The sequence below is a fragment of the Rhizobium sp. SRDI943 genome (assembly GCF_057653695.1).
In genome coordinates this window covers 2,734,840-2,752,207 of record NZ_CM172787.1, presented here as the reverse complement: position 1 = coordinate 2,752,207, position 17,368 = coordinate 2,734,840, and the positions used below count along the sequence as shown (strand labels likewise).

Here is a 17,368-nt window from a genome sequence, read left to right as displayed (position 1 = left end):
TTCATGCACGGATACATCAAAACCGGAAACAGCCAGCCCGCCTGGCTGTTTCCTTTTGTCGTCATCATCGTCCTGATCCTCAGCGTGCTGCCGCTCGCCCGCCTTGCCATGGTCGGAATAGCGGCCTTTGCTGATGGCGGCGTGATGACGGTTCTCGGCGAAACCTCGCTCTGGTCGGCGACCTATTACACCGTCGTCACCGCCATTCTGGGCACGATCATCTCGCTCGTCATCGGCTGCCTCTTTGCCTTCCTGCTGACGCTGACCGATATCCGCGCCAAGGGGCCGCTCAGCTTCTTCTTTGTGCTGCCGATGATGATCCCGCCGCAGGTGACGGCGCTTGCCTGGGTGCAGATGTCAGGCCCCTCCAGCCCGCTGTTGAAGGCGCTGCATATCGCTCCGCCGCTCGGCTCGCCGCAGCCGCTCTATTCGGTGGGCGGCATTGCGCTGCTCTATGGCGTGCAGCATGCGCCGCTGGTCTATCTGGCGCTTCGGGCCGGGCTGATGACGCTGCCGCGCGACGGCGTCGAGGCCGCACGGCTTTCCGGCGCCTCCAGCTTGCGGGTGTTCCGCGATATCATCCTGCCGCTGTCGCTGCCCGGTATCATTGCGGGTGCGGCGATTTCCTTCGTTTCCTGCACAGGCAATTTCGGTATTCCCGCCATTCTCGGCATTCCGGCCTCGATCTTCACGCTGCCGACGTTGATCTTCACCAAGTTCTCCGCTTTCACCAGCCGCACCTTCGGTGATGTCGCCGTGCTCTCGGCAATCATCGCCATCATCTCGGTCGTCGGGCTGATGATCCAGGACCGGGCGTTGCGCGGCCGCGACTACCGCGTCATCGGGCTATCCGGGGCGAGCGCGGCCTTCGAGCTCGGCGCCTGGCGCCTTGTTTTCACACCGCTCGTCTGGGCGATCCTGTTCTTCATGCTGGCAGCACCCTTCTTCGCGCTTGTCGCCGGCGCGCTGGTGCCGGCCTATGGCGTGCCGCTCACTTTCAAGACGATGTCGCTGCATGCCTTTGAGGAGATCCTGTTCCGGCAGGCGGTGACGCGCACCGCCTTTATCAACTCGCCGTCGCTCGCCGGCGCGACCGCGCTTTGTCTCCTTGTGGTGACGGTGCTCGCAGCCTACACGCTGACGCGGCGCAAGGATGCGGCTTCCCGCATCATCTCCAGCCTGATCGAGATACCCTATTCGCTGCCCGGCATCGTCATGGCAGTCTGCTTCATCCTGGTGTTCGCAGCACCGATCCCGATCTTCCACGTGTCGCTCTATGGCACGATCTGGATCATCCTGATCGCCTATTTCTCCTCGTTCTTCGCCGTCAGCCTGAAACCTGTGGTCAGCGCCTTCCACCAGCTCGATCCAGCGCTGGAGGAGGCCGCACGGCTTTCCGGCGCCGGCTTTTCCCGCCGGCTTGCCGATATCATCGTGCCGCTGATTGCGCCGGCCGCCGGCGCCTCCGTTATTCTAGTCTTTCTGATTGCCTGCAACGAGCTGACGATCTCGGCGCTGCTCTGGTCTGCCGGCACCCAGACGCTCGGCGTTGCCATCTACAATCTCGACGACAGCGGCAGCTCGGACCTTGCTTCGGCGCTCTCGGTGCTCGTCGTCCTCATGGTCGTCGTGCTGATGCTGCTGCTCGAACTTCTGGCGAAACGACTGCCGAAAGGAGTGATCCCATGGCGAGGCTGATCCTCAACCAGCTCGGCAAGGATTTCGGCACCGGGCGCGCCGCCGTCAGCGGCTTTTCGCTCGATGTGCGCGAGGGCGGCTTCCTGGCGTTGCTCGGGCCTTCGGGTTGCGGCAAGACGACAGTGCTGCGGATGATCGCCGGTTTCGAGACGCCGAGCGACGGCTCGATCCATCTCGGCGAGAGATTGCTTGCCGATGCCGCGCAGTCGCTGCCGCCGGAAAGGCGCAACATGGCGATGGTCTTTCAGTCCTACGCGCTGTGGCCGCATATGAGTGTTGCCGACAATGTCGGCTATCCTCTCAAAGTGCGCGGCATCTCGGGCGAAGCCTACCGGGCGAAGGTGCGCGACGCGCTCGGCACCGTCCGGCTCGCCGACTACGCCGAACGACGTCCGTCCGATCTTTCCGGTGGCCAGCGCCAGCGCGTGGCGCTCGCCCGCTGCCTGGTGACATCGCCCGACGTCGTGCTGCTCGACGAGCCGCTTGCCAATCTCGACCGGCACCTGAAACAGGAGATGGAGGAGACTTTTCGCGAGTTCCACCAGCGCTCGGGCGCGACGATGATCTATGTTACCCACGACCAGAGCGAGGCGATGGCGCTCGCGACCGACGTCGCCGTCATGTCGGAAGGGCGGCTGCTGCAGGTGGCGCCGCCGGCGGAAATCTATGCACGGCCGGAAGGGCGCATCGTCGGTGGGCTCATCGGGCGAGGGGCCATTCTCACGCTGCCGCTCATGGGCCGTGAACGCCATCTGGAGTGGGACGAGCTTCAGGATGCGCTTCATGCTGCCAATAGCGATGACGCCGATGTTCTGGTGCGGCCGGAAGATGTGGTCATCGGCGGCGAGGGGGCTCCAGCAACTGTCGAATCCGTGCTCTTCGAGGGCGAGCGTTATGCTGTGAAACTGACGCTCGGCAACAGCCAGACACTGCGCGCCTTCAGCCGCGTGGCTGTCGTGCCTGGCGAGACGGTGCGCGTCGTCATCCGCGCCGGCTGGCGGCTTTGAGGAAGGCGGGGCTAGACTTCTACGGTGACACCAATCGAAGCCCGACGATATGAGGTTGAAGTCGCCGGTGCCTTCTTTCGAATCGCCAAAAAGTTGAATATCTTCGGTCTAGTAATCCGTGATGGAAGCAAACGGCTAAATCACTACGCGCGCGATGGGTCAAGTAAAGCCCGCGCGACAATAATTTATTGAGGGACCATACTCGCATGCCAATTCAAGTAAGGCGTATCCGATCCGTTTTCGTGCTTTCAGCTGTTCTTTTAAGTGCCGCGAGCGTTCTTCAGGGATGCCCATCTTTAGAGCGGCAGAAACGGGGCGACGGATGGAAAACCCGAACATTTAGGCCAAGTGAATTACATGGCGGTTCGAGCAACGGGAGTTCGTCGAGCAGTTCTGATGGTGGGCATAGCCAACCTCACGATGGCGCCACCTCAAGCCCGCCCGGCGGGATCTGAAGCCAACGCCGTTAAGTAATGCGTCTAGGCAGTCGGTTCGCTTGATCGTCTCGCCTCCGGGCTTGCCCGGGTAAACGGCGGGTCTTCGTCAAGCCTTTTGCCTCATTCGGCCTGTCGGTCGGTCGCTCCGGTTTTCCGGCGTCGAGAAAACAGCCTTGTCCGAGATGAAGAAGCCGCCCGCTTAAAAAGCGCTTAAAACTGGAATTTCGATTGCCAGTTCGCCGGCATGCATCGCCTTGTGGTTTAGCCGTATCATTCGCTGCCGGAACATTGCCAGCGGATGACGTGGCAGCTGCCGGTTTGCTTTCTGCAGCTGCGGATCGCCTGGCGCTGGGCCTCGCGGCCATCATAACCCCAGCCGGAGCCCCAGCCGCTGCGATGGCCGACGGCCACCGCGCCACAGCCGTTTCGGAACCAGATAGCGATGCGACAATCGTTGGCGCTGCTGTCGCAGTTGCGCCGGGCAACGGTTTCGGCGTCGCCGCGGTTGGCATGAGCATAGGACCAGCCGATGGCGCTGGTCGACGGCGAGTAGGCGATGGCGCCATAGGTGTCGGCAAGGGCCGCGCCGGCGAGGGACGTCAGAACCGCAAACGATGCAAGAACCCGCTTCATGAAATGCCCCCACGCCGGAACGGCGATTATCCTCTGCGGAGAACTATCCGAGGCTTGCGGCGGAATGTCTGCGGCCTAAGTCACAGGCAATCGCCTCTGGGGCTCCAAGAGGAGTGAATATTCGCATATTTCTTGGCCCTGCCATCTTTTCCCGCGGCAATTGCCGGATAAGGTACTGCCCGCAACCGGATCCTTCCCATGTCACTTCGCCTCGCCACCTTCAATGTCGAAAATCTTCTCACCCGTTTCGATTTCACCGGCTTCCGCAACCAGCTGCGCCAGGACCGGGTCATCAAGCTTTTCCAGGTGTCGAGCGAGGGTGTCTATCAGCAGCTTGAGCAGGCGCGGGTGATTGCCGCGACCGACGACACGCGGCAGATGTCGGCCCTTGCGATCGCCGACGCTGACGCCGATATCCTCTGCCTGCAGGAAATCGACAACATGGCTGCCCTTCAGGCCTTCGAATACGGCTATCTCTTCCGCATGGTCGGAAACGGCTACCGCCAGAAATACCTGGTCGAGGGCAATGACAGCCGCGGCATCGATGTTGCCGTGCTGATGCGCGAGGAAACGCGCGATGGCCAGAAGATCGAGCTCAGGGATATCAGAAGCCATGCGATGACGACCTATCGCGATCTCGATCTCTTCGACGAGGAACTGGCGCTCACCAACCGCATCGACGACAAGATCTTCAAGCGCGATTGCCTGGAGCTCGACCTTCTGATCGGCGGACGGCCGTTTTCGCTCTACGTCGTGCATTTCAAGTCGATGGGCAATCCGCGCGACGGGTTGGACGGGCGGCAATCGACCATGCCGATCCGCCGCGCCGAGGCGCGCGCCGTGCGCCGCATCATCGAGGATCGCTTCGGGGCGGAGCAAGCAGGCACGAAGAGCTTCGCTATCTGCGGAGACATGAACGATTATCAGGAGCGTGTCGATGTCATCGGCCGCCGGGGCACCGGCTATCGATTCGAACATCAGAACGAGACCGCAAGCGCGCTCGACGTTTTCAGTAGCGACGGCTTTGCCGAAAATGTCGTGCGCCGCCGCGAACCCCTCGACCGCTGGACGCTCTATCACGCGCGGGGCCCACAGGAGCAGTGGCTTTGCCAACTCGACTATCTCTGGCTTTCGCCAGCACTCGCCGCCCATAATGCCGGGCGCCTGCCCGAAATCATCCGCAGCGGCCAGCCCTACCGCACCGTCTTCCCGCCCGGGCAGGAGGTGGAGCGTTATCCGCGCACCGGCTGGGACAGGCCGAAGGCGTCCGATCACTGCCCCGTCGTCATGACACTGGATCTCCCATGAATGCAAATTTGAACGCGAATTTCACCAACATCAATTTTTCCGATGATTTCGCCGGCTGGCCGCCGGAGGCGACGGTCTTCCCGATTGCCGGCGTGGATCTGCGCATTCTGCCCGGTCCCCATCCCCTCGTCGCCGCCGAAGAAGCGGCGATCCGGGAGAACTGGGTCAGGGAGACTGCTGCCAATCCGGCGCTATTCGACGGGCGCATGGTGTTCCAGCGGTTGGTATCGCTCGGTGAAGACGGGATTGCCGGCGAGGGCCACGTCATTCCCTTTTCGGCCTTCATGTGGTGGCGCCGGCAGCCGCGGCGTCAGGGCGGCATTCATATCTTTGCCTATCCGGTGCTCGAGACCTCCGATGGCGCACTGGTGGCGATCCGCATGGGCGCCCATACCGCCAATCCCGGCCAGGTCTATTTCGCCGCCGGCTCGCTAGAGCCGGAGGATGTCGTCGACGGGCGTTGCGACATCGAGGCGAACATGCGCCGCGAAGTCCATGAGGAGACCGGGCTCGATCTTGCCGAATCCGTCGCGGGTGAGGGGCTGTTCGCCACCCATAACAAGCGCACGGTGACGCTGCTGCGGCTATTCCGCTTCGACATGACGGCGGACGAGATGATCGAGCGGATCGAGCGGCATATGCTCGTCGCCGAGGACCAGGAGATCGCGGGCGCGGTGGCGATCCGCTCGGCCGATCCCTCCGCCCATGCCTATAACATCGCCATGTTGCCTGTGATCGACTGGTATTTCGGTAAGGCCGAGCGGAGTTGATGTATGCCGCCCAAAGCCATGTAGCGTTTCGGGATAACGACACGCGTCAGGTAACGATCGAAAGCGCGTCGTGTGAATTCGGTTGACGTGACGCGTTCTAGCGCCTTGCACTCGCTCGCCCGGTCGGGCAGGTTGGCGGCCCGATGACGATTCAGGGAGGCCGATGTGGCGCGAAGCTACAGCGTCTATGACGTGTTCACCGATCGAAAGCTTGCGGGCAATCCGCTGGCGGTGATCTTCGATGGAGACGATCTCAGCGACGAGGCGATGCAGGCGATCACCCGGGAGATCAATCTCTCCGAGACGGTCTTCGTGCAGCCTTCGACCAATCCCGCCTATGCGGCGCGTCTGAGGATATTCACACCTGGGCGCGAGCTGCCCTTTGCCGGCCATCCGACGGTCGGCACGGCGGTGGCGCTGGCCGAACGGGCGCACGGTGCTGCGACGCGCGATCTCGTCACGGTGCTTGAGGAAAATGTCGGGCCGGTGCGGTGCGCGGTGCGGCTGAGGGAGGGCGAGGCGAGCTTCGCCGAATTCGACCTGCCGCGCAAATCGCAGCCGGCCATCATGCCACTCGACAAGCTCGGCATCGCTGACGCGCTATCGCTGAAGGTGACCGAGATCGGCTTCGAAAATCACGTCCCGTCGATCTGGAGCGCCGGCGTTCCCTTCCTGCTCATTCCGGTGCACGATGTCGGAGCCACGCAGCGGGTAGAATTCGATCCGCAGCTCTGGGAAAAGATTGTGCCCTTCGTTGATGGCGCGCTTGCCTCGGCTTATGTGTACTGCCGCGGCGGCGTCAACCACGTGGCAAAGTTCCATGCGCGCATGTTCGCAAGCGGCATGGGCATCGTCGAAGATCCGGCCACCGGCTCGGCGGCGGCCGCACTCTCCGGCGCGATCCACCATTTCGACCGGCTGACGGACGGGCATCATCCGATCATGATCGAGCAGGGCGTCGAGATGGGCCGGCCGTCCTTCATCCATTTGCATATCGATGTCGACGGCGGGGCGATTTCCAACGCGCGGATCGGCGGCCAGGCAGTGCGGCTGGCCAGCGGCACGCTCGACCTTTGATTTCGTTCATGCGACGCGCTTTAAGTCTTTGTTTTATGCAAGGCGTTATCCCAAAACCGCTGCGCACTTTTGGGCGACATGCATTGGAGCGCCGCGCCCAAGGACGCGCTAAGCGACGCTCTATCACTTTGAATCTGCGCATGATCCTTTCCGAAAATCGATTCCGATTTTCGGCGTTATGCGCGGCATTTCGGCCATGCCGAAAAATCTTCGCGATTAACCAAAGAAATTTCGCCTATGCGCTGGACAAGCCTGCCGATCCTGTTTATACGCCCCGTCACACCGCGCAGCCAAGCGCGGACGGGTGATTAGCTCAGTTGGTAGAGCAGCTGACTCTTAATCAGCGGGTCGTAGGTTCGAGCCCTACATCACCCACCAAATTTCTTGAAAAGATTGATGTATTTGAACTCAGGCCGGATTTTCCGGCCTGCTGGAAACTGTTCTCGAAGCGAGCGGCACGGTTCGCGTTGTCCGCAGGACTGGCCGCGCCGATCCCTGCGCCCTATCTCCCTCTCGCGTATCGGGAGGGGTCTATGAGAAGCGTTATTTTTGTCGTCGCATTGTCTCTGCCGTTGCCTGCCTTTGCCGCAGCCGTCATGAACGTCAAAGCGAGCGAGCATAGCTGTAGCGAGCTTACGCAGATGATCCGCCAGAACAAAAAGGTCTTTGTCCGCGTCGGTTTCGGCGGCCGCAGTTTCCGTTATCCGCCCGCCCAATGCAGCATGGGCGATAAGCGCACTACGACCAGTTTGCGCGATGCAGGTGGAAAGCAGTGCATCCTTGATTATGCCTGCGTTTTCGACCCCGCGTCGCCCTATAACTTTCCCTAGACGCTTCCGGTGAGAGAGGGAGGGAGCGGGAAGTGCGGGTGGCGGTCAACTTCAGACGGCGCCAACCGAGGTTGCCTCAATCGCCGCCGCTCAGTTTCATGCCTGCGAGCCAGAGAGCTGCTACGATGAAAAACGACAGTGCCGCCATCACTGCGATCGGCGCTGCGTATTCCTGGAAGGAATGCGAGGCGTTTAGCCTAAGGACGTAAATAGTCGCAACCGAAAGTTTGGTAGCAATCAACAGGACCAAGGTCGCGTTTTTGTGTAACGCCTGATTTTCGGCCAATCGAAACTTCCGGCGGGCGACGCATCAACCTTCCGTGCTGGAACGGCCCTGGTCCGCTCCGGCTCTGCCAATGCAAGGTGTCTGCGTCCAAACGTCGGTTTCATGGCCGGCAGCGTAGACCAAACATCTTAATGGATCGGGATGTAGCGATGCCCTCGCCGGGGCAGTAGCGAAGGAGTGCCCGTCTACCTGGGTCTTGCTGCCTTCAAAGAGCTCGTGCCTTAGCTGACTTCTCAAGCGTAAAATTCGGAGGGTTTCCGGACTGGCGGCACGCGGTGGGATGCCCTACCTTGGCTCTCTCAAATTCAGGAGTTTCCATGAAAAGCGTTGTTCTGGCCGTCGCACTGTTGTTTCCGTCCGCAGCTCTTGCCATCGAGGCGGTGGAGGTCAATGCAAGGGATCACAGTTGCGAGGAGCTTGCGCAGATCATTCGCAAGGACAAGGCGGTTTTTGTGCGTATGGGTTTTGGCGGCCGCAGCTTCCGTTATCCGCCGGCCAGGTGCAATCTCGGCGACAAATACGACAGCGCAAGGGTAAGGGACGCCAGCGGGAAACTTTGCCTTCTCGACTACGAATGCGTGTACGATCCGCAGTCCTTTTATAACAGGGTCCCGAAATAATATCCCGATCCAGGCGTTGCCAAATACGGTGAAGAAAAAAGGCCGGGCGAAACTCGCGCCGACCTTCCTCGATAACGGCTGCCAGTACCTCCGTGGTCAGCCGTCAGAGACAGATATGATATCCCTTAAGTAGGGTTTGCTTATAGTTCTTCAAGAACTCGCGGCAGAAAGGAAGCCGGCACTGGGCCGGCTTCTTTCGGCCGAACAGCGGTTACTGCTGGGCAGGGGCAGCCGGCGGAGTGGCCGGTGCCGGTGCCGGTGCGGGCGTTGCACTGTTGTCGGTCGGAGCGATCGGCTTGGCCGGCGCCGGCTCTGATTGGGTCGTGGAGGCTGTCGTGTCCGGGGATGTGCCGGGGGTGCTCCACTGCGAATAGGCGAATGCAGCGACAGCGATCACGGCCAATGCAGCGACCCAGACAACCCACGTATTACTGCTGCGCGCGCTCGGCGTGGTGCGCAGATCCAGATTTGGGTTCAGCGGGCGGTTCGGGTCGTTGGCATTATTGGGGTCGTACGTCATGGTACTTTCTCCTCTTTCGGTGACAGAAGAATGCAGAAGTGGGCATTTTGTTCCGTTCTGGGCCGAAGCGCTTGTGCTGACTGGGTTTTCGTACTCACTTTTCGCGCTTTACTGGCGTTCCGCGCATTCGCGGCTTTGCCGCTCACCCATCATATGCTTGCGGGCGACCGGCAGAAGACCCGGTGGTAGAGCTGCCGGCTGATCGGATGCGGTGATGGATGGCGGCCCGCCGGTGCGGACGGCAAGCCGCCTGGGCGCAATGCGCTTGACACCACGGAGTCTGTTTGCGAATGATTTCTGCATGGGGTCGCGATCACCCCACGAGGCGTCATGCTGAAGAATCGCGTCCAGTAAAACCGATCAACGGAGGGACGCGACATGCCGTCATTTCTCGAAATTTCTCCCGACAAGCTCAACCGCCTCATTGGAACCCCCGGTGCGCCTTGCATTATCGACGTTCGCACCGAGGAGGACTTCGCGCTCGATCCGCGCCTGGTGCCGGGCTCGATCCGGCGAAGCCATGCCGAGGTCGGGTCCTGGGCGGGCAGCGTCGATGCCGATTCCGTCGTCGTGGTCTGCCAGAAGGGCAGCAAGCTCAGCCATGGCGTCGCCGCCTACCTGCGCCATGCCGGGATCGACGCCGAGAGCCTCGAAGGCGGCTTCGAAGCCTGGATCACAGGTGGACTGGCGGTGCCCGAGGAAAAGCTGCCGCGCCGCGACGCTGAGGGACGTACCGTCTGGGTGACGCGGGCGCGGCCGAAGATCGACCGCATTGCCTGTCCCTGGCTGATCCGGCGCTTCGTCGATCCGAGCGCCGTATTCCTGTTCGTGCCGGCGCCTGAGGTTTTAGCCGTCAGCGAGCGCTTCGCGGCTACGCCCTTCGATATCGATGATGTGTTCTGGAGCCATCGCGGCGAACTCTGCACCTTTGATGTCATGGTCGAGGAGTTCGGGCTGGCATCGGAGCCGCTCCTGCGCCTGGCGCGGATCGTCAGGGCGGCGGATACCGCAAGACTCGATCTCGCGCCCGAGGCGGCGGGCCTGCTGGCCGCCTCGCTCGGCCTCTCCAGGATGTATTCCGACGATCTGGAACAGCTCGAGGCCGGGATGCTTCTCTACGACGCCTTCTTCCGCTGGTGCCGCGATGCGACCGAGGAAACCCACAACTGGCCGGCGCTGAAGAAGAGAGCATGAGATGGTCGAGATGACGGATAATGCGCCCAGTGGCAAAATGGCGGAGGAAGACACCGGAGAGGGGCATCATCACGGCGTCTCGTTTGGCGATGCCTTCAGGGTGTGGCTGCGCGTCGCCGCCCTGAGTTTCGGCGGCCCTGCCGGCCAGATCGCCGTCATGCACCGGATCATTGTCGACGAGAAGCGATGGATCGGTGAGCACCGTTTTCTGCATGCGCTGAACTATTGCATGCTGCTCCCCGGACCCGAGGCGCAGCAGCTCGCCATCTATATCGGCTGGCTGATGCATCGGACAGCAGGCGGTCTCGTCGCCGGCCTGCTGTTCGTAATGCCTGGGTTCCTGTCGATCCTCTGTCTCAGCTATATCTACGCGGCTTACGGCAATGTCGGCATCGTCGCCGGCCTGTTCTTCGGGCTGAAGGCGGCGGTGCTTGCCGTCGTCGTGCAGGCCGTCATCCGCATCGGCGGTCGTGCGCTCAAGAATCGCGTCATGGTCGGTATCGCGGCCGCGGCCTTCATCGCCATCTTCTTTCTCCATGTGCCGTTCCCGCTGATCGTGCTCGCGGCCGGCATTGCCGGCTTCCTCGGCGGCAGGTTCGGGCTTGCCGCCTTTCAGACGGGCGGCGGCCATAAGGCCGGAAGCGGCCCGGTGCTGTCGGATGCGGAGTCGGCGCTCGGCGAAGGCATACCGGCGCATGCGCGCCCGAATCTCGCCTGGTCGCTGCGCATCTCGGCCGTGCTGCTTGCCCTCTGGCTCGCGCCGCTCGCGGCGCTCTACGCAACCTTCGGTGCTGACAACGTCTTTACCGAAATCGGCCTTTTCTTCAGCAAAATGGCGGTCGTCACCTTCGGCGGGGCCTATGCGGTGCTTGCCTATGTCGCACAGGAGGCCGTGCAGCATTTCGGCTGGCTGAAACCCGGCGAGATGTTGGATGGTCTCGGCATGGCCGAGACGACGCCGGGGCCGCTGATCATGGTCGTCCAGTTCGTCGGCTTCATGGGCGCCTACCGGGATTCGGGAGCGCTGAACCCGATGCTTGCTGCGACCCTTGCGGCGATACTGACGAGCTGGGTCACCTTCGTGCCCTGTTTCCTGTGGATCTTCCTCGGTGCGCCGTTCATCGAAAAACTGCGCGGCAACATAGCGCTCGCCGGCGCGATGTCGGCCATAACAGCGGCGGTGGTCGGGGTTATCCTCAACCTCGCTATCTGGTTTGCCCTGCACACGCTGTTTGCAGAGGTTGCGACCGTCCAGCTTGGCGGCTTGCGGCTCGATATTCCCGTGCTGCAATCGGCCGTGCCGGCGGCAATGGCGCTGTCTGCCGCCGCGGCGATAGCGATCTTCCGCTTCAAGGCTTCCGTCATCGCGACGCTGCTAGCCTGCGCAGCCGCGGGAATGCTCTGGACGCTGGCGGTGAACTAGAGCCTTTCTTTGGCCCTAGGCCTCCGCCCCATCCGCGGGAATGCGCGTCGCGAGCATCTTGTCGATACGCATGCCGTCCATGTCGAGCACTTCGAAGCGCCAGTTGTCGAAGACGAAGGTTTCGCCGGCTTCGGGGATGTGCTGGAGCTGATGCAGCGCAAAGCCCGCCAGCGTATGGAAATCGGCATCCGGACGATCGCGCAGGCCCAGCCGTTCGAAGGCGTCGAAGGCCGGCATCATCGCATCGATCAAGAGCGACCCGTCTTCCCTGACGACGATGTCGGGCTCTTCGTTGGATCCCGGCAGGTCGCCGGCGATGGCTTCGAGCAGGTCGGTCTGGGTGACGATGCCTTCGAGGCTGCCATATTCGTCGATGACGATGGCGAGGCGAACGGGTGAGGCCTTGAAACTGTCGAGCACGCGGACGACCGAGGTGCCCTCATGCAGCACCAACGGCTGCTTGATCACCTCCATCGGCCGGACCTTGCCGCCGTCGAGAACCTGATCGAGAAGGTCCTTCTTCAACACCATGCCGATCGGCTCGTCGATCGAGCCGCGGGCGACCAGTAATTGCTCGTGGCTGCATTCGCGGATGGTCTTCAGGATCTCGGCCTCGCTGTCGTCGGCGTCGAACCATTCGATGTCGAGACGCGGGGTCATGATGTCGGAGATCGGTCTGTCGCCGATGTTGAACACCCGCTCGACGAGCTGCTGCTGCACCTGGTTGAGAAGGCCGGCCTCCTGGCTCTCAGCGACCAGCAGCTTGAGCTCCTGCGGCGAATGGAACGACGATTCCCCGGTTCCGGCGCGAAGACCGACGCCCCGCAGCACCATGTTGCCCATGCCGTTCAGGACAAAGATCGCCGGCTTAAACAGCACCAGGAACAGACCGAGCGGGCGCACCACGGCAAGCGAAGTGGCCTCGCTGCGTTGAAGCGCCAGGCTCTTCGGCGCGAGCTCGCCGAGCACGATATGCAGGGCCGTGATGATGACGAAGGCGATGACGACGGCAACAGTATGCGCGCCCGCCGTCGCCCATTGCCCGGGCAGCCAGGACAGCAGCGGCTCGATCAGGTGGGCAAGCGCCGGTTCGCCAACCCAGCCGAGGGCGAGCGACGAGATGGTGATGCCAAGCTGGGTGGCTGCAAGGTTGGAGTCGAGATTGTCGACGGCGCGCTGAAGTGCCGAGGCGTTCATGCGGCCTGCCGCAGCGAGTTCGGCGACGCGGCTACGCCTGACTGACACCAGGGCGAATTCGGCGGCAACGAAGAAGCCATTGGCGGCGACGAGAAGAAACACGGCTAGTATCCCGATATAGTCGGAGAGCCCGCCGGCGGAATCGGACATGTTTTCCCTGCCTTCGAATTGATAGGAATCCGAAACTACACGCTCGCACACTGGTGGCAAGGCGTTCCGGCCAGCCTCGCGGCGAGAGATGCCAACGCCGGCAGCCGTGATCGAAATACTGCGTCGGTTTGCTGATGACTGCAAATGCGTGGCAACCGCATGACCGGCGTCGCGCCATTCACCGCTTGGGTGCTTCGAAGAGCTCGATCGGGTTTCCGGCCGGATCATCGAGCAGGATCTGCTTGCCGCCGATGCCCTGCACGATCTCGTTGCGGAAGCGCGCACCGGCTTGGCGCAGCGCGGTGACTTTCGCCTCCAGGTCTCCGACCTCGATCTGGATACGATTCCATCCGCCAGGCTCCGGCTTTCGCCCGTCGGGCATTGCTTGAGATGCTCCGCCCGGTCCCGTCATGCCGCTGACGAACAGACGAAAACCGTCCCTGGTCAGGATGGCGAAACTCGGCGCGGGGCGAAGCGCGACAGAGAAGCCGAGATGTCTTGTGTAGAATTCCACCGCGGCGTCGACGTCGTCGACGATATAGCGCATGCTGATACCGGGCATGTTTTCCTCCATTGTGGTCTTCGTTGTCTTGATCTGATCGTCCCCTCACGGGACATGCAGAATTCTCCTGTTCCTAATGCGTCGCTTCGAACTCGATTATGCGCCCGTTTCAAGTTTATGCATCTCGCTATGCCAATCGCGAGCACCTTTAGGCGATAGGCAAGATATCGAATCGAGGGCATGCCCGTCGGCCGCCATCCGCAGCGACCCTCCACGGCGGCGTCTTCCAGGCGATGGGCACAGGAAGGGCGCGCCGCCCTAGGCTCATCCTCGGATGCCCCGCAACTGTCTTTTCTTCAATCCCGCCCCGATGTGCTGCCAAGGGCTTCCAAGGACGAACTGGCCGGCCGCGCCGATGCCCCGTCTGCGGCGATAGAATATTTGTTACCATGTATAAGATTAATCTAAAATATAAACTTCGACCCGTAGCTATTGGATTTGATTACAAAAGTTTAATTTTTATTTCAGTTTCGGTTCATCTTTTCGGCCCTAGTTTGGTCACGTGCCCAACATGAGGAACCCCACATGAAAAAGATTTTTGCAGCTCTTCTTTCCGCCTCCTTCCTTCTTTCCCCGATGGTTGTTTCCCAAGCCAGCGCCGACGATCACCGCCGTCCCCACGTCGAGCAGAAGAAGGTGGTCGTCCGGTCGCATTGGAAGAGGGGATACCGCGTCAACGCCAGCGAACGTCGCCGGTTCTCCGATGTCAACGACTACCGCCGCTACCGGCTGGCGCCTCCGCCCCGCGGTTATCGCTGGGTGCGGGCCGACAATGACTACCTGCTGATTGGCGTCACCAGCGGCATCATCTCCAGCATTATTGCCGGTCGCTGATCGGTCGATAGATCAGGAAAGGGCGGCTTCGGCTTTGACTCTGCGGCGGCAAGCGCTTCCGTCTCGGATAAGATCGTCGTTCTCTCTATCCTTCCTCATTCCTGTGCTCGTCACAGGAATCCAGCCACGGCGCGTCTGCGCCGTGAATGACTCTCATTCGGAGGGAAGTCTCGCGTGCTCAAAGACTTGGGCACACTAGATTCCTGTGACAAGTACAGGAATGAAGGAGGGTGAGGCGGCGTTCGCGCCAGACTCGCTGCGTCGGTTGTGATCGCTTAGTCCTGCCGACGCAAAGCTACCCGGCCGGCGATGATGCCGAGAAGTCCCTTCGGTTTGCGGGCTTCAGTCTCTGTGTCCGGTTTATACGTCAGCGGATGCAGCCCTTCGATCGGTGGCAAAGGATCGCATTCCTGGCAGACGCAGAGATAGCGTTTGATTGCCTTCGCTGTCATGCCGCCTGCCTGTTCCAGCTGGCGAAGGGGTCGGGCAGGTTGCGCCAGCGTTCCGGTGTAAACACAGTGGCGTCGACCAGACAGGCGTCGAGTTCCTTCCTGATCCAGGCTTCGTCCATCGGATCGGTGCCGATGAAGACGATTTCCTGGCGGCGGTCGCCCCAGACGGGGTCGAGATAGGGGCCGATGGCGCGCATGAAGGCCGGTTCCTCAGGCCATTGTTCGCGTGGCACTGCCGCCCACCAGAGACCCATCTTGCCGGTGCGCACGATCGCGCCCGCCTGGCTGATCTCGCCGACATGGTGCGGGCGCGTCGCCAGCCAGAAGAAGCCTTTGGCGCGCACCACGCCTGGCCATGTCCTGTCGAGGAAGTCCTGCAGCTTAGCCGGATGAAAGGGGCGTTTTTCGCGGTAGACGAAGGAGCGGATGCCGTATTCTTCGGTCTCCGGCAGGTGGTCGCGGAAGCCGTGCAGTTCCTTATACCAGAGTGGATGGGTCTCGGCCTTGTCGATATCGAAGCGGCCGGTGCCGAGCACGTCTTTCAGGGCGACCTTGCCGAAATCCACCTCGATCAGCCGTGCATCCGGGTTGAGGCCGGTGACGATCTTGCGGGCGGCGTCGCGCTCTTCCTCGGCTGCCGTGCCGATCTTGTTCAGCACCACGACATCGGCGAATTCGATCTGCTCGACCAGCAGGTCGACGATGGTTCTGTTGTCGCCGTCGCCGGCCGTTTCTCCCCGGTCGGCGAGGAAATCGGCCGAGGCATAATCGGCAAGCAGATGTGCGGCGTCGACGACGGTCACCATCGTATCCAGCCTTGCCACATCCGAGAGGCTTTGGCCGTTCTCGTCTCGGAATTCGAAGGTGGTGGCGACGGGCAGGGGCTCGGCGATGCCGGTCGATTCGATCAGGAGGTAATCGAAGCGGCCCTGATCGGCGAGCTGGCGCACTTCCTTCAAGAGGTCGTCGCGCAGCGTGCAGCAGATGCAGCCATTGGTCATCTCGACCAGTTGCTCTTCGGTGCGGGAGAGGTTGGCGCCGCCGTCGCGCACCAACGCGGCATCTATATTCACCTCGCTCATGTCGTTGACGATAACCGCGACGCGCAAACCCTCGCGATTGGTCAGCACATGGTTGAGCAGCGTCGTCTTGCCGGCGCCGAGGAAGCCGGAGAGCACCGTGACGGGAAGTCTGTTGTCCATGGGAACCTCATCAAATCATTATAATGTTATATCATTACGTTCAGTGTGCTGAAAAAAGGCGGAACGGGGTTGTCCGCCTCTTTCCGCCTCAGCTGTCTCCGGAGCGGCGCATGACAGTCATGCGCTGGAGAGGCAGTCCTTCATGCTGTCGGCGATGCCGCGCATGAGGGTGAAGTAGAGATCGGAGCCGGCCTTCAGTGTTGCCGCTTCGGGATCGAGTACGCCTGACTTGGCGCGCGTGCCTTCGATGACCACATTGACGAGGCGCGGCTCGAACTGCGGTTCGGCAAAGACGCAGGTGGCGCCGAGTTCACCGACCTTGCGGTGGATTTCCGAAACACGCTCGGCGCCCGGAATGGTTTCCGGGCTGACGGTGATCGAGCCGGCGACGCGGATGCCGTAGCGGTGCTCGAAATACTGGTAGGCATCATGGAAGACGATGAAGGGCTTGCCCTTGACGGGAGCGACAATGCCCTTGATCTCGGTATCGAGTGCATCCAGCCTGTCGTCCAGCGCCTTGGCATTGCCCTGATAGGTCAGTGCATTGGCGGGATCGGCGGCAACCAGTGTCGTGGTGATCATGGTCGCCATGGCCTTGGCATTCATCGGGTCGAGCCAGAGATGTGTGTCGAAGGCACCGTGGTCGTGGTCGGCTTCGGCGCCGTGCGTGGCTTCGGCCTTATCGTGCTCATGACCGGAAGCGCTGTCGTGCTCGTCGCCGTCGTCATGCGGCTCGAAGGCGCCGCCTTCGCGGAAAGGCAGCTTGACGAGGCCGGGGGCATTGTCGAGTTCGGCGATGCTGGCATTCCGACCCAGCGCCTGCAGCGGCTTTTCGAGAAAGGCCTCGAGGCCGGGGCCGACCCAGAAGATCACCTTGGCCTCCTGCAGGGCGCGGGCATTCGATGGCTTCAGATTGTAGGTATGCGGGGAGGCCGCGCCATCGACGATCAATTCGGGTTCGCCGACACCCTGCATGATCGCCGAAACCAGCGAATGGATCGGTTTGATCGAGGTGACGACGACAGGCGCATCGGCTGCCCGCATGGTGCCGGCAAAGAGTAGGGCGGGGATCGCCAGGGCCGGGATTGTGAAGGCCGGCATTCGGAGGGCCAAGATTTTAAGGGCAGGCCCCAAGGCGCGTTTCATCAATATGCTTCCCTTGAATTGC

General features: G+C 61.7%; 19 protein-coding genes and 1 tRNA gene. 11 read left to right on the top strand and 9 right to left on the bottom strand.

Going from position 1 to position 17,368, the window contains the following annotated elements; all coding sequences use genetic code 11:
• The first annotated feature begins 3 nt into the window (after positions 1 to 3).
• Together AC245Y_RS14275 and AC245Y_RS14270 are read left to right on the top strand one after the other, a co-directional pair.
• Positions 4 to 1,698: an ABC transporter permease gene (locus AC245Y_RS14275; protein WP_017994644.1), complete on the top strand. Its 1,695-nt coding sequence runs from the start codon at positions 4 to 6 to the stop codon at positions 1,696 to 1,698.
• The gene (locus AC245Y_RS14270) at positions 1,686 to 2,705 is read left to right on the top strand and encodes an ABC transporter ATP-binding protein (RefSeq protein WP_017994643.1); all 1,020 of its coding nucleotides are present in this window, start codon (positions 1,686 to 1,688) and stop codon (positions 2,703 to 2,705) included. Before AC245Y_RS14275 ends, AC245Y_RS14270 begins: the two co-directional genes overlap by 13 nt.
• Positions 2,706 to 3,412: 707 nt before the next feature.
• Here AC245Y_RS14270 and AC245Y_RS14265 read toward each other — a convergent pair.
• The gene (locus AC245Y_RS14265) at positions 3,413 to 3,775 is read right to left on the bottom strand and encodes a DUF4189 domain-containing protein (RefSeq protein WP_012758174.1); all 363 of its coding nucleotides are present in this window, start codon (positions 3,773 to 3,775) and stop codon (positions 3,413 to 3,415) included.
• A 198-nt stretch (positions 3,776 to 3,973) separates the two neighbouring features.
• On the opposite strand from AC245Y_RS14265, the gene AC245Y_RS14260 reads away from it, so the two are divergent.
• The 5 genes from AC245Y_RS14260 (at position 3,974) to AC245Y_RS14240 (ending at position 7,760) form a co-directional block, all read left to right on the top strand.
• Positions 3,974 to 5,083: an endonuclease/exonuclease/phosphatase family protein gene (locus AC245Y_RS14260; RefSeq protein ID WP_017994642.1), complete on the top strand. Its 1,110-nt coding sequence runs from the start codon at positions 3,974 to 3,976 to the stop codon at positions 5,081 to 5,083.
• A complete protein-coding gene (locus tag AC245Y_RS14255; protein WP_017994641.1) occupies positions 5,080 to 5,853 on the top strand; it encodes an NUDIX hydrolase in 774 nt (257 codons plus the stop codon). Before AC245Y_RS14260 ends, AC245Y_RS14255 begins: the two co-directional genes overlap by 4 nt.
• A gap of 165 nt (positions 5,854 to 6,018) precedes the next feature.
• The gene (locus tag AC245Y_RS14250; RefSeq protein WP_011652693.1) at positions 6,019 to 6,930 is read left to right on the top strand and encodes a PhzF family phenazine biosynthesis protein; all 912 of its coding nucleotides are present in this window, start codon (positions 6,019 to 6,021) and stop codon (positions 6,928 to 6,930) included.
• A gap of 302 nt (positions 6,931 to 7,232) precedes the next feature.
• A tRNA-Lys gene (locus tag AC245Y_RS14245) sits at positions 7,233 to 7,308 on the top strand.
• A gap of 89 nt (positions 7,309 to 7,397) precedes the next feature.
• A complete protein-coding gene (locus AC245Y_RS14240) occupies positions 7,398 to 7,760 on the top strand; it encodes a hypothetical protein (RefSeq protein WP_128407907.1) in 363 nt (120 codons plus the stop codon).
• 76 nt (positions 7,761 to 7,836) lie between these two features.
• On the opposite strand, the gene AC245Y_RS14235 is transcribed toward AC245Y_RS14240, so the two are convergent.
• Positions 7,837 to 8,046 carry a hypothetical protein gene (locus AC245Y_RS14235; protein ID WP_017994639.1) on the bottom strand — a complete coding sequence of 70 codons (210 nt, stop codon included), beginning with the start codon at positions 8,044 to 8,046 and terminating at the stop codon, positions 7,837 to 7,839.
• A gap of 317 nt (positions 8,047 to 8,363) precedes the next feature.
• On the opposite strand from AC245Y_RS14235, the gene AC245Y_RS14230 reads away from it, so the two are divergent.
• Positions 8,364 to 8,666: a hypothetical protein gene (locus AC245Y_RS14230; protein WP_017994638.1), complete on the top strand. Its 303-nt coding sequence runs from the start codon at positions 8,364 to 8,366 to the stop codon at positions 8,664 to 8,666.
• A gap of 211 nt (positions 8,667 to 8,877) precedes the next feature.
• Here the strand turns inward: AC245Y_RS14230 and AC245Y_RS14225 are convergent, their stop codons facing one another.
• On the bottom strand, positions 8,878 to 9,186 hold the full coding sequence (locus tag AC245Y_RS14225; RefSeq protein ID WP_003541169.1) for a hypothetical protein: 309 nt from the start codon (positions 9,184 to 9,186) through the stop codon (positions 8,878 to 8,880).
• Positions 9,187 to 9,294: 108 nt separating this feature from the next.
• Complete coding sequence (locus AC245Y_RS14220; RefSeq protein ID WP_017994637.1) at positions 9,295 to 9,489, bottom strand: hypothetical protein; 195 nt, start codon at positions 9,487 to 9,489, stop codon at positions 9,295 to 9,297.
• Positions 9,490 to 9,564: 75 nt separating this feature from the next.
• On the opposite strand from AC245Y_RS14220, the gene AC245Y_RS14215 reads away from it, so the two are divergent.
• On the top strand, positions 9,565 to 10,380 hold the full coding sequence (locus AC245Y_RS14215; RefSeq protein WP_017994636.1) for a chromate resistance protein ChrB domain-containing protein: 816 nt from the start codon (positions 9,565 to 9,567) through the stop codon (positions 10,378 to 10,380).
• A 1-nt stretch (position 10,381) separates the two neighbouring features.
• Positions 10,382 to 11,803, top strand: a complete 1,422-nt coding sequence (gene chrA / locus AC245Y_RS14210; protein ID WP_012758165.1) for a chromate efflux transporter — start codon at positions 10,382 to 10,384, stop codon at positions 11,801 to 11,803.
• 15 nt (positions 11,804 to 11,818) lie between these two features.
• Here chrA and AC245Y_RS14205 read toward each other — a convergent pair whose 3' ends face one another.
• Complete coding sequence (locus AC245Y_RS14205; RefSeq protein WP_012758164.1) at positions 11,819 to 13,150, bottom strand: hemolysin family protein; 1,332 nt, start codon at positions 13,148 to 13,150, stop codon at positions 11,819 to 11,821.
• Positions 13,151 to 13,328: 178 nt separating this feature from the next.
• The gene (locus tag AC245Y_RS14200) at positions 13,329 to 13,712 is read right to left on the bottom strand and encodes a VOC family protein (RefSeq protein ID WP_012758163.1); all 384 of its coding nucleotides are present in this window, start codon (positions 13,710 to 13,712) and stop codon (positions 13,329 to 13,331) included.
• A gap of 525 nt (positions 13,713 to 14,237) precedes the next feature.
• Here AC245Y_RS14200 and AC245Y_RS14195 point away from each other — a divergent pair.
• Positions 14,238 to 14,546: an RcnB family protein gene (locus AC245Y_RS14195; protein WP_012758162.1), complete on the top strand. Its 309-nt coding sequence runs from the start codon at positions 14,238 to 14,240 to the stop codon at positions 14,544 to 14,546.
• 275 nt (positions 14,547 to 14,821) lie between these two features.
• Here AC245Y_RS14195 and AC245Y_RS14190 read toward each other — a convergent pair whose 3' ends face one another.
• From AC245Y_RS14190 to AC245Y_RS14180, 3 genes are all read right to left on the bottom strand, one after another.
• Positions 14,822 to 14,998, bottom strand: a complete 177-nt coding sequence (locus AC245Y_RS14190; RefSeq protein WP_012758161.1) for a hypothetical protein — start codon at positions 14,996 to 14,998, stop codon at positions 14,822 to 14,824.
• Positions 14,995 to 16,200, bottom strand: coding sequence for a zinc metallochaperone GTPase ZigA (gene zigA, locus AC245Y_RS14185; protein WP_017994634.1), 1,206 nt, complete (start codon positions 16,198 to 16,200; stop codon positions 14,995 to 14,997). Before zigA ends, AC245Y_RS14190 begins: the two co-directional genes overlap by 4 nt.
• Positions 16,201 to 16,317: 117 nt before the next feature.
• Positions 16,318 to 17,346, bottom strand: a complete 1,029-nt coding sequence (locus tag AC245Y_RS14180; RefSeq protein ID WP_017994633.1) for a zinc ABC transporter substrate-binding protein — start codon at positions 17,344 to 17,346, stop codon at positions 16,318 to 16,320.
• Positions 17,347 to 17,368: the final 22 nt, after the last annotated feature.

Coding starts and splice junctions, on each gene's coding strand:
- AC245Y_RS14265 (WP_012758174.1), bottom strand. CDS start 3,775: ATGAAGCGGGTTCTTGCATCGTTTGCGGTTCTGACGTCCCTCGCCGGC.
- AC245Y_RS14225 (WP_003541169.1), bottom strand. CDS start 9,186: ATGACGTACGACCCCAATAATGCCAACGACCCGAACCGCCCGCTGAAC.
- zigA (WP_017994634.1), bottom strand. CDS start 16,200: ATGGACAACAGACTTCCCGTCACGGTGCTCTCCGGCTTCCTCGGCGCC.
- AC245Y_RS14255 (WP_017994641.1), top strand. CDS start 5,080: ATGAATGCAAATTTGAACGCGAATTTCACCAACATCAATTTTTCCGAT.
- chrA (WP_012758165.1), top strand. CDS start 10,382: ATGGTCGAGATGACGGATAATGCGCCCAGTGGCAAAATGGCGGAGGAA.
- AC245Y_RS14260 (WP_017994642.1), top strand. CDS start 3,974: ATGTCACTTCGCCTCGCCACCTTCAATGTCGAAAATCTTCTCACCCGT.
- AC245Y_RS14220 (WP_017994637.1), bottom strand. CDS start 9,489: ATGCAGAAATCATTCGCAAACAGACTCCGTGGTGTCAAGCGCATTGCG.
- AC245Y_RS14275 (WP_017994644.1), top strand. CDS start 4: ATGCACGGATACATCAAAACCGGAAACAGCCAGCCCGCCTGGCTGTTT.
- AC245Y_RS14205 (WP_012758164.1), bottom strand. CDS start 13,150: ATGTCCGATTCCGCCGGCGGGCTCTCCGACTATATCGGGATACTAGCC.
- AC245Y_RS14230 (WP_017994638.1), top strand. CDS start 8,364: ATGAAAAGCGTTGTTCTGGCCGTCGCACTGTTGTTTCCGTCCGCAGCT.
- AC245Y_RS14200 (WP_012758163.1), bottom strand. CDS start 13,712: ATGCCCGGTATCAGCATGCGCTATATCGTCGACGACGTCGACGCCGCG.
- AC245Y_RS14215 (WP_017994636.1), top strand. CDS start 9,565: ATGCCGTCATTTCTCGAAATTTCTCCCGACAAGCTCAACCGCCTCATT.
- AC245Y_RS14190 (WP_012758161.1), bottom strand. CDS start 14,998: ATGACAGCGAAGGCAATCAAACGCTATCTCTGCGTCTGCCAGGAATGC.
- AC245Y_RS14180 (WP_017994633.1), bottom strand. CDS start 17,346: ATGAAACGCGCCTTGGGGCCTGCCCTTAAAATCTTGGCCCTCCGAATG.
- AC245Y_RS14270 (WP_017994643.1), top strand. CDS start 1,686: ATGGCGAGGCTGATCCTCAACCAGCTCGGCAAGGATTTCGGCACCGGG.
- AC245Y_RS14195 (WP_012758162.1), top strand. CDS start 14,238: ATGAAAAAGATTTTTGCAGCTCTTCTTTCCGCCTCCTTCCTTCTTTCC.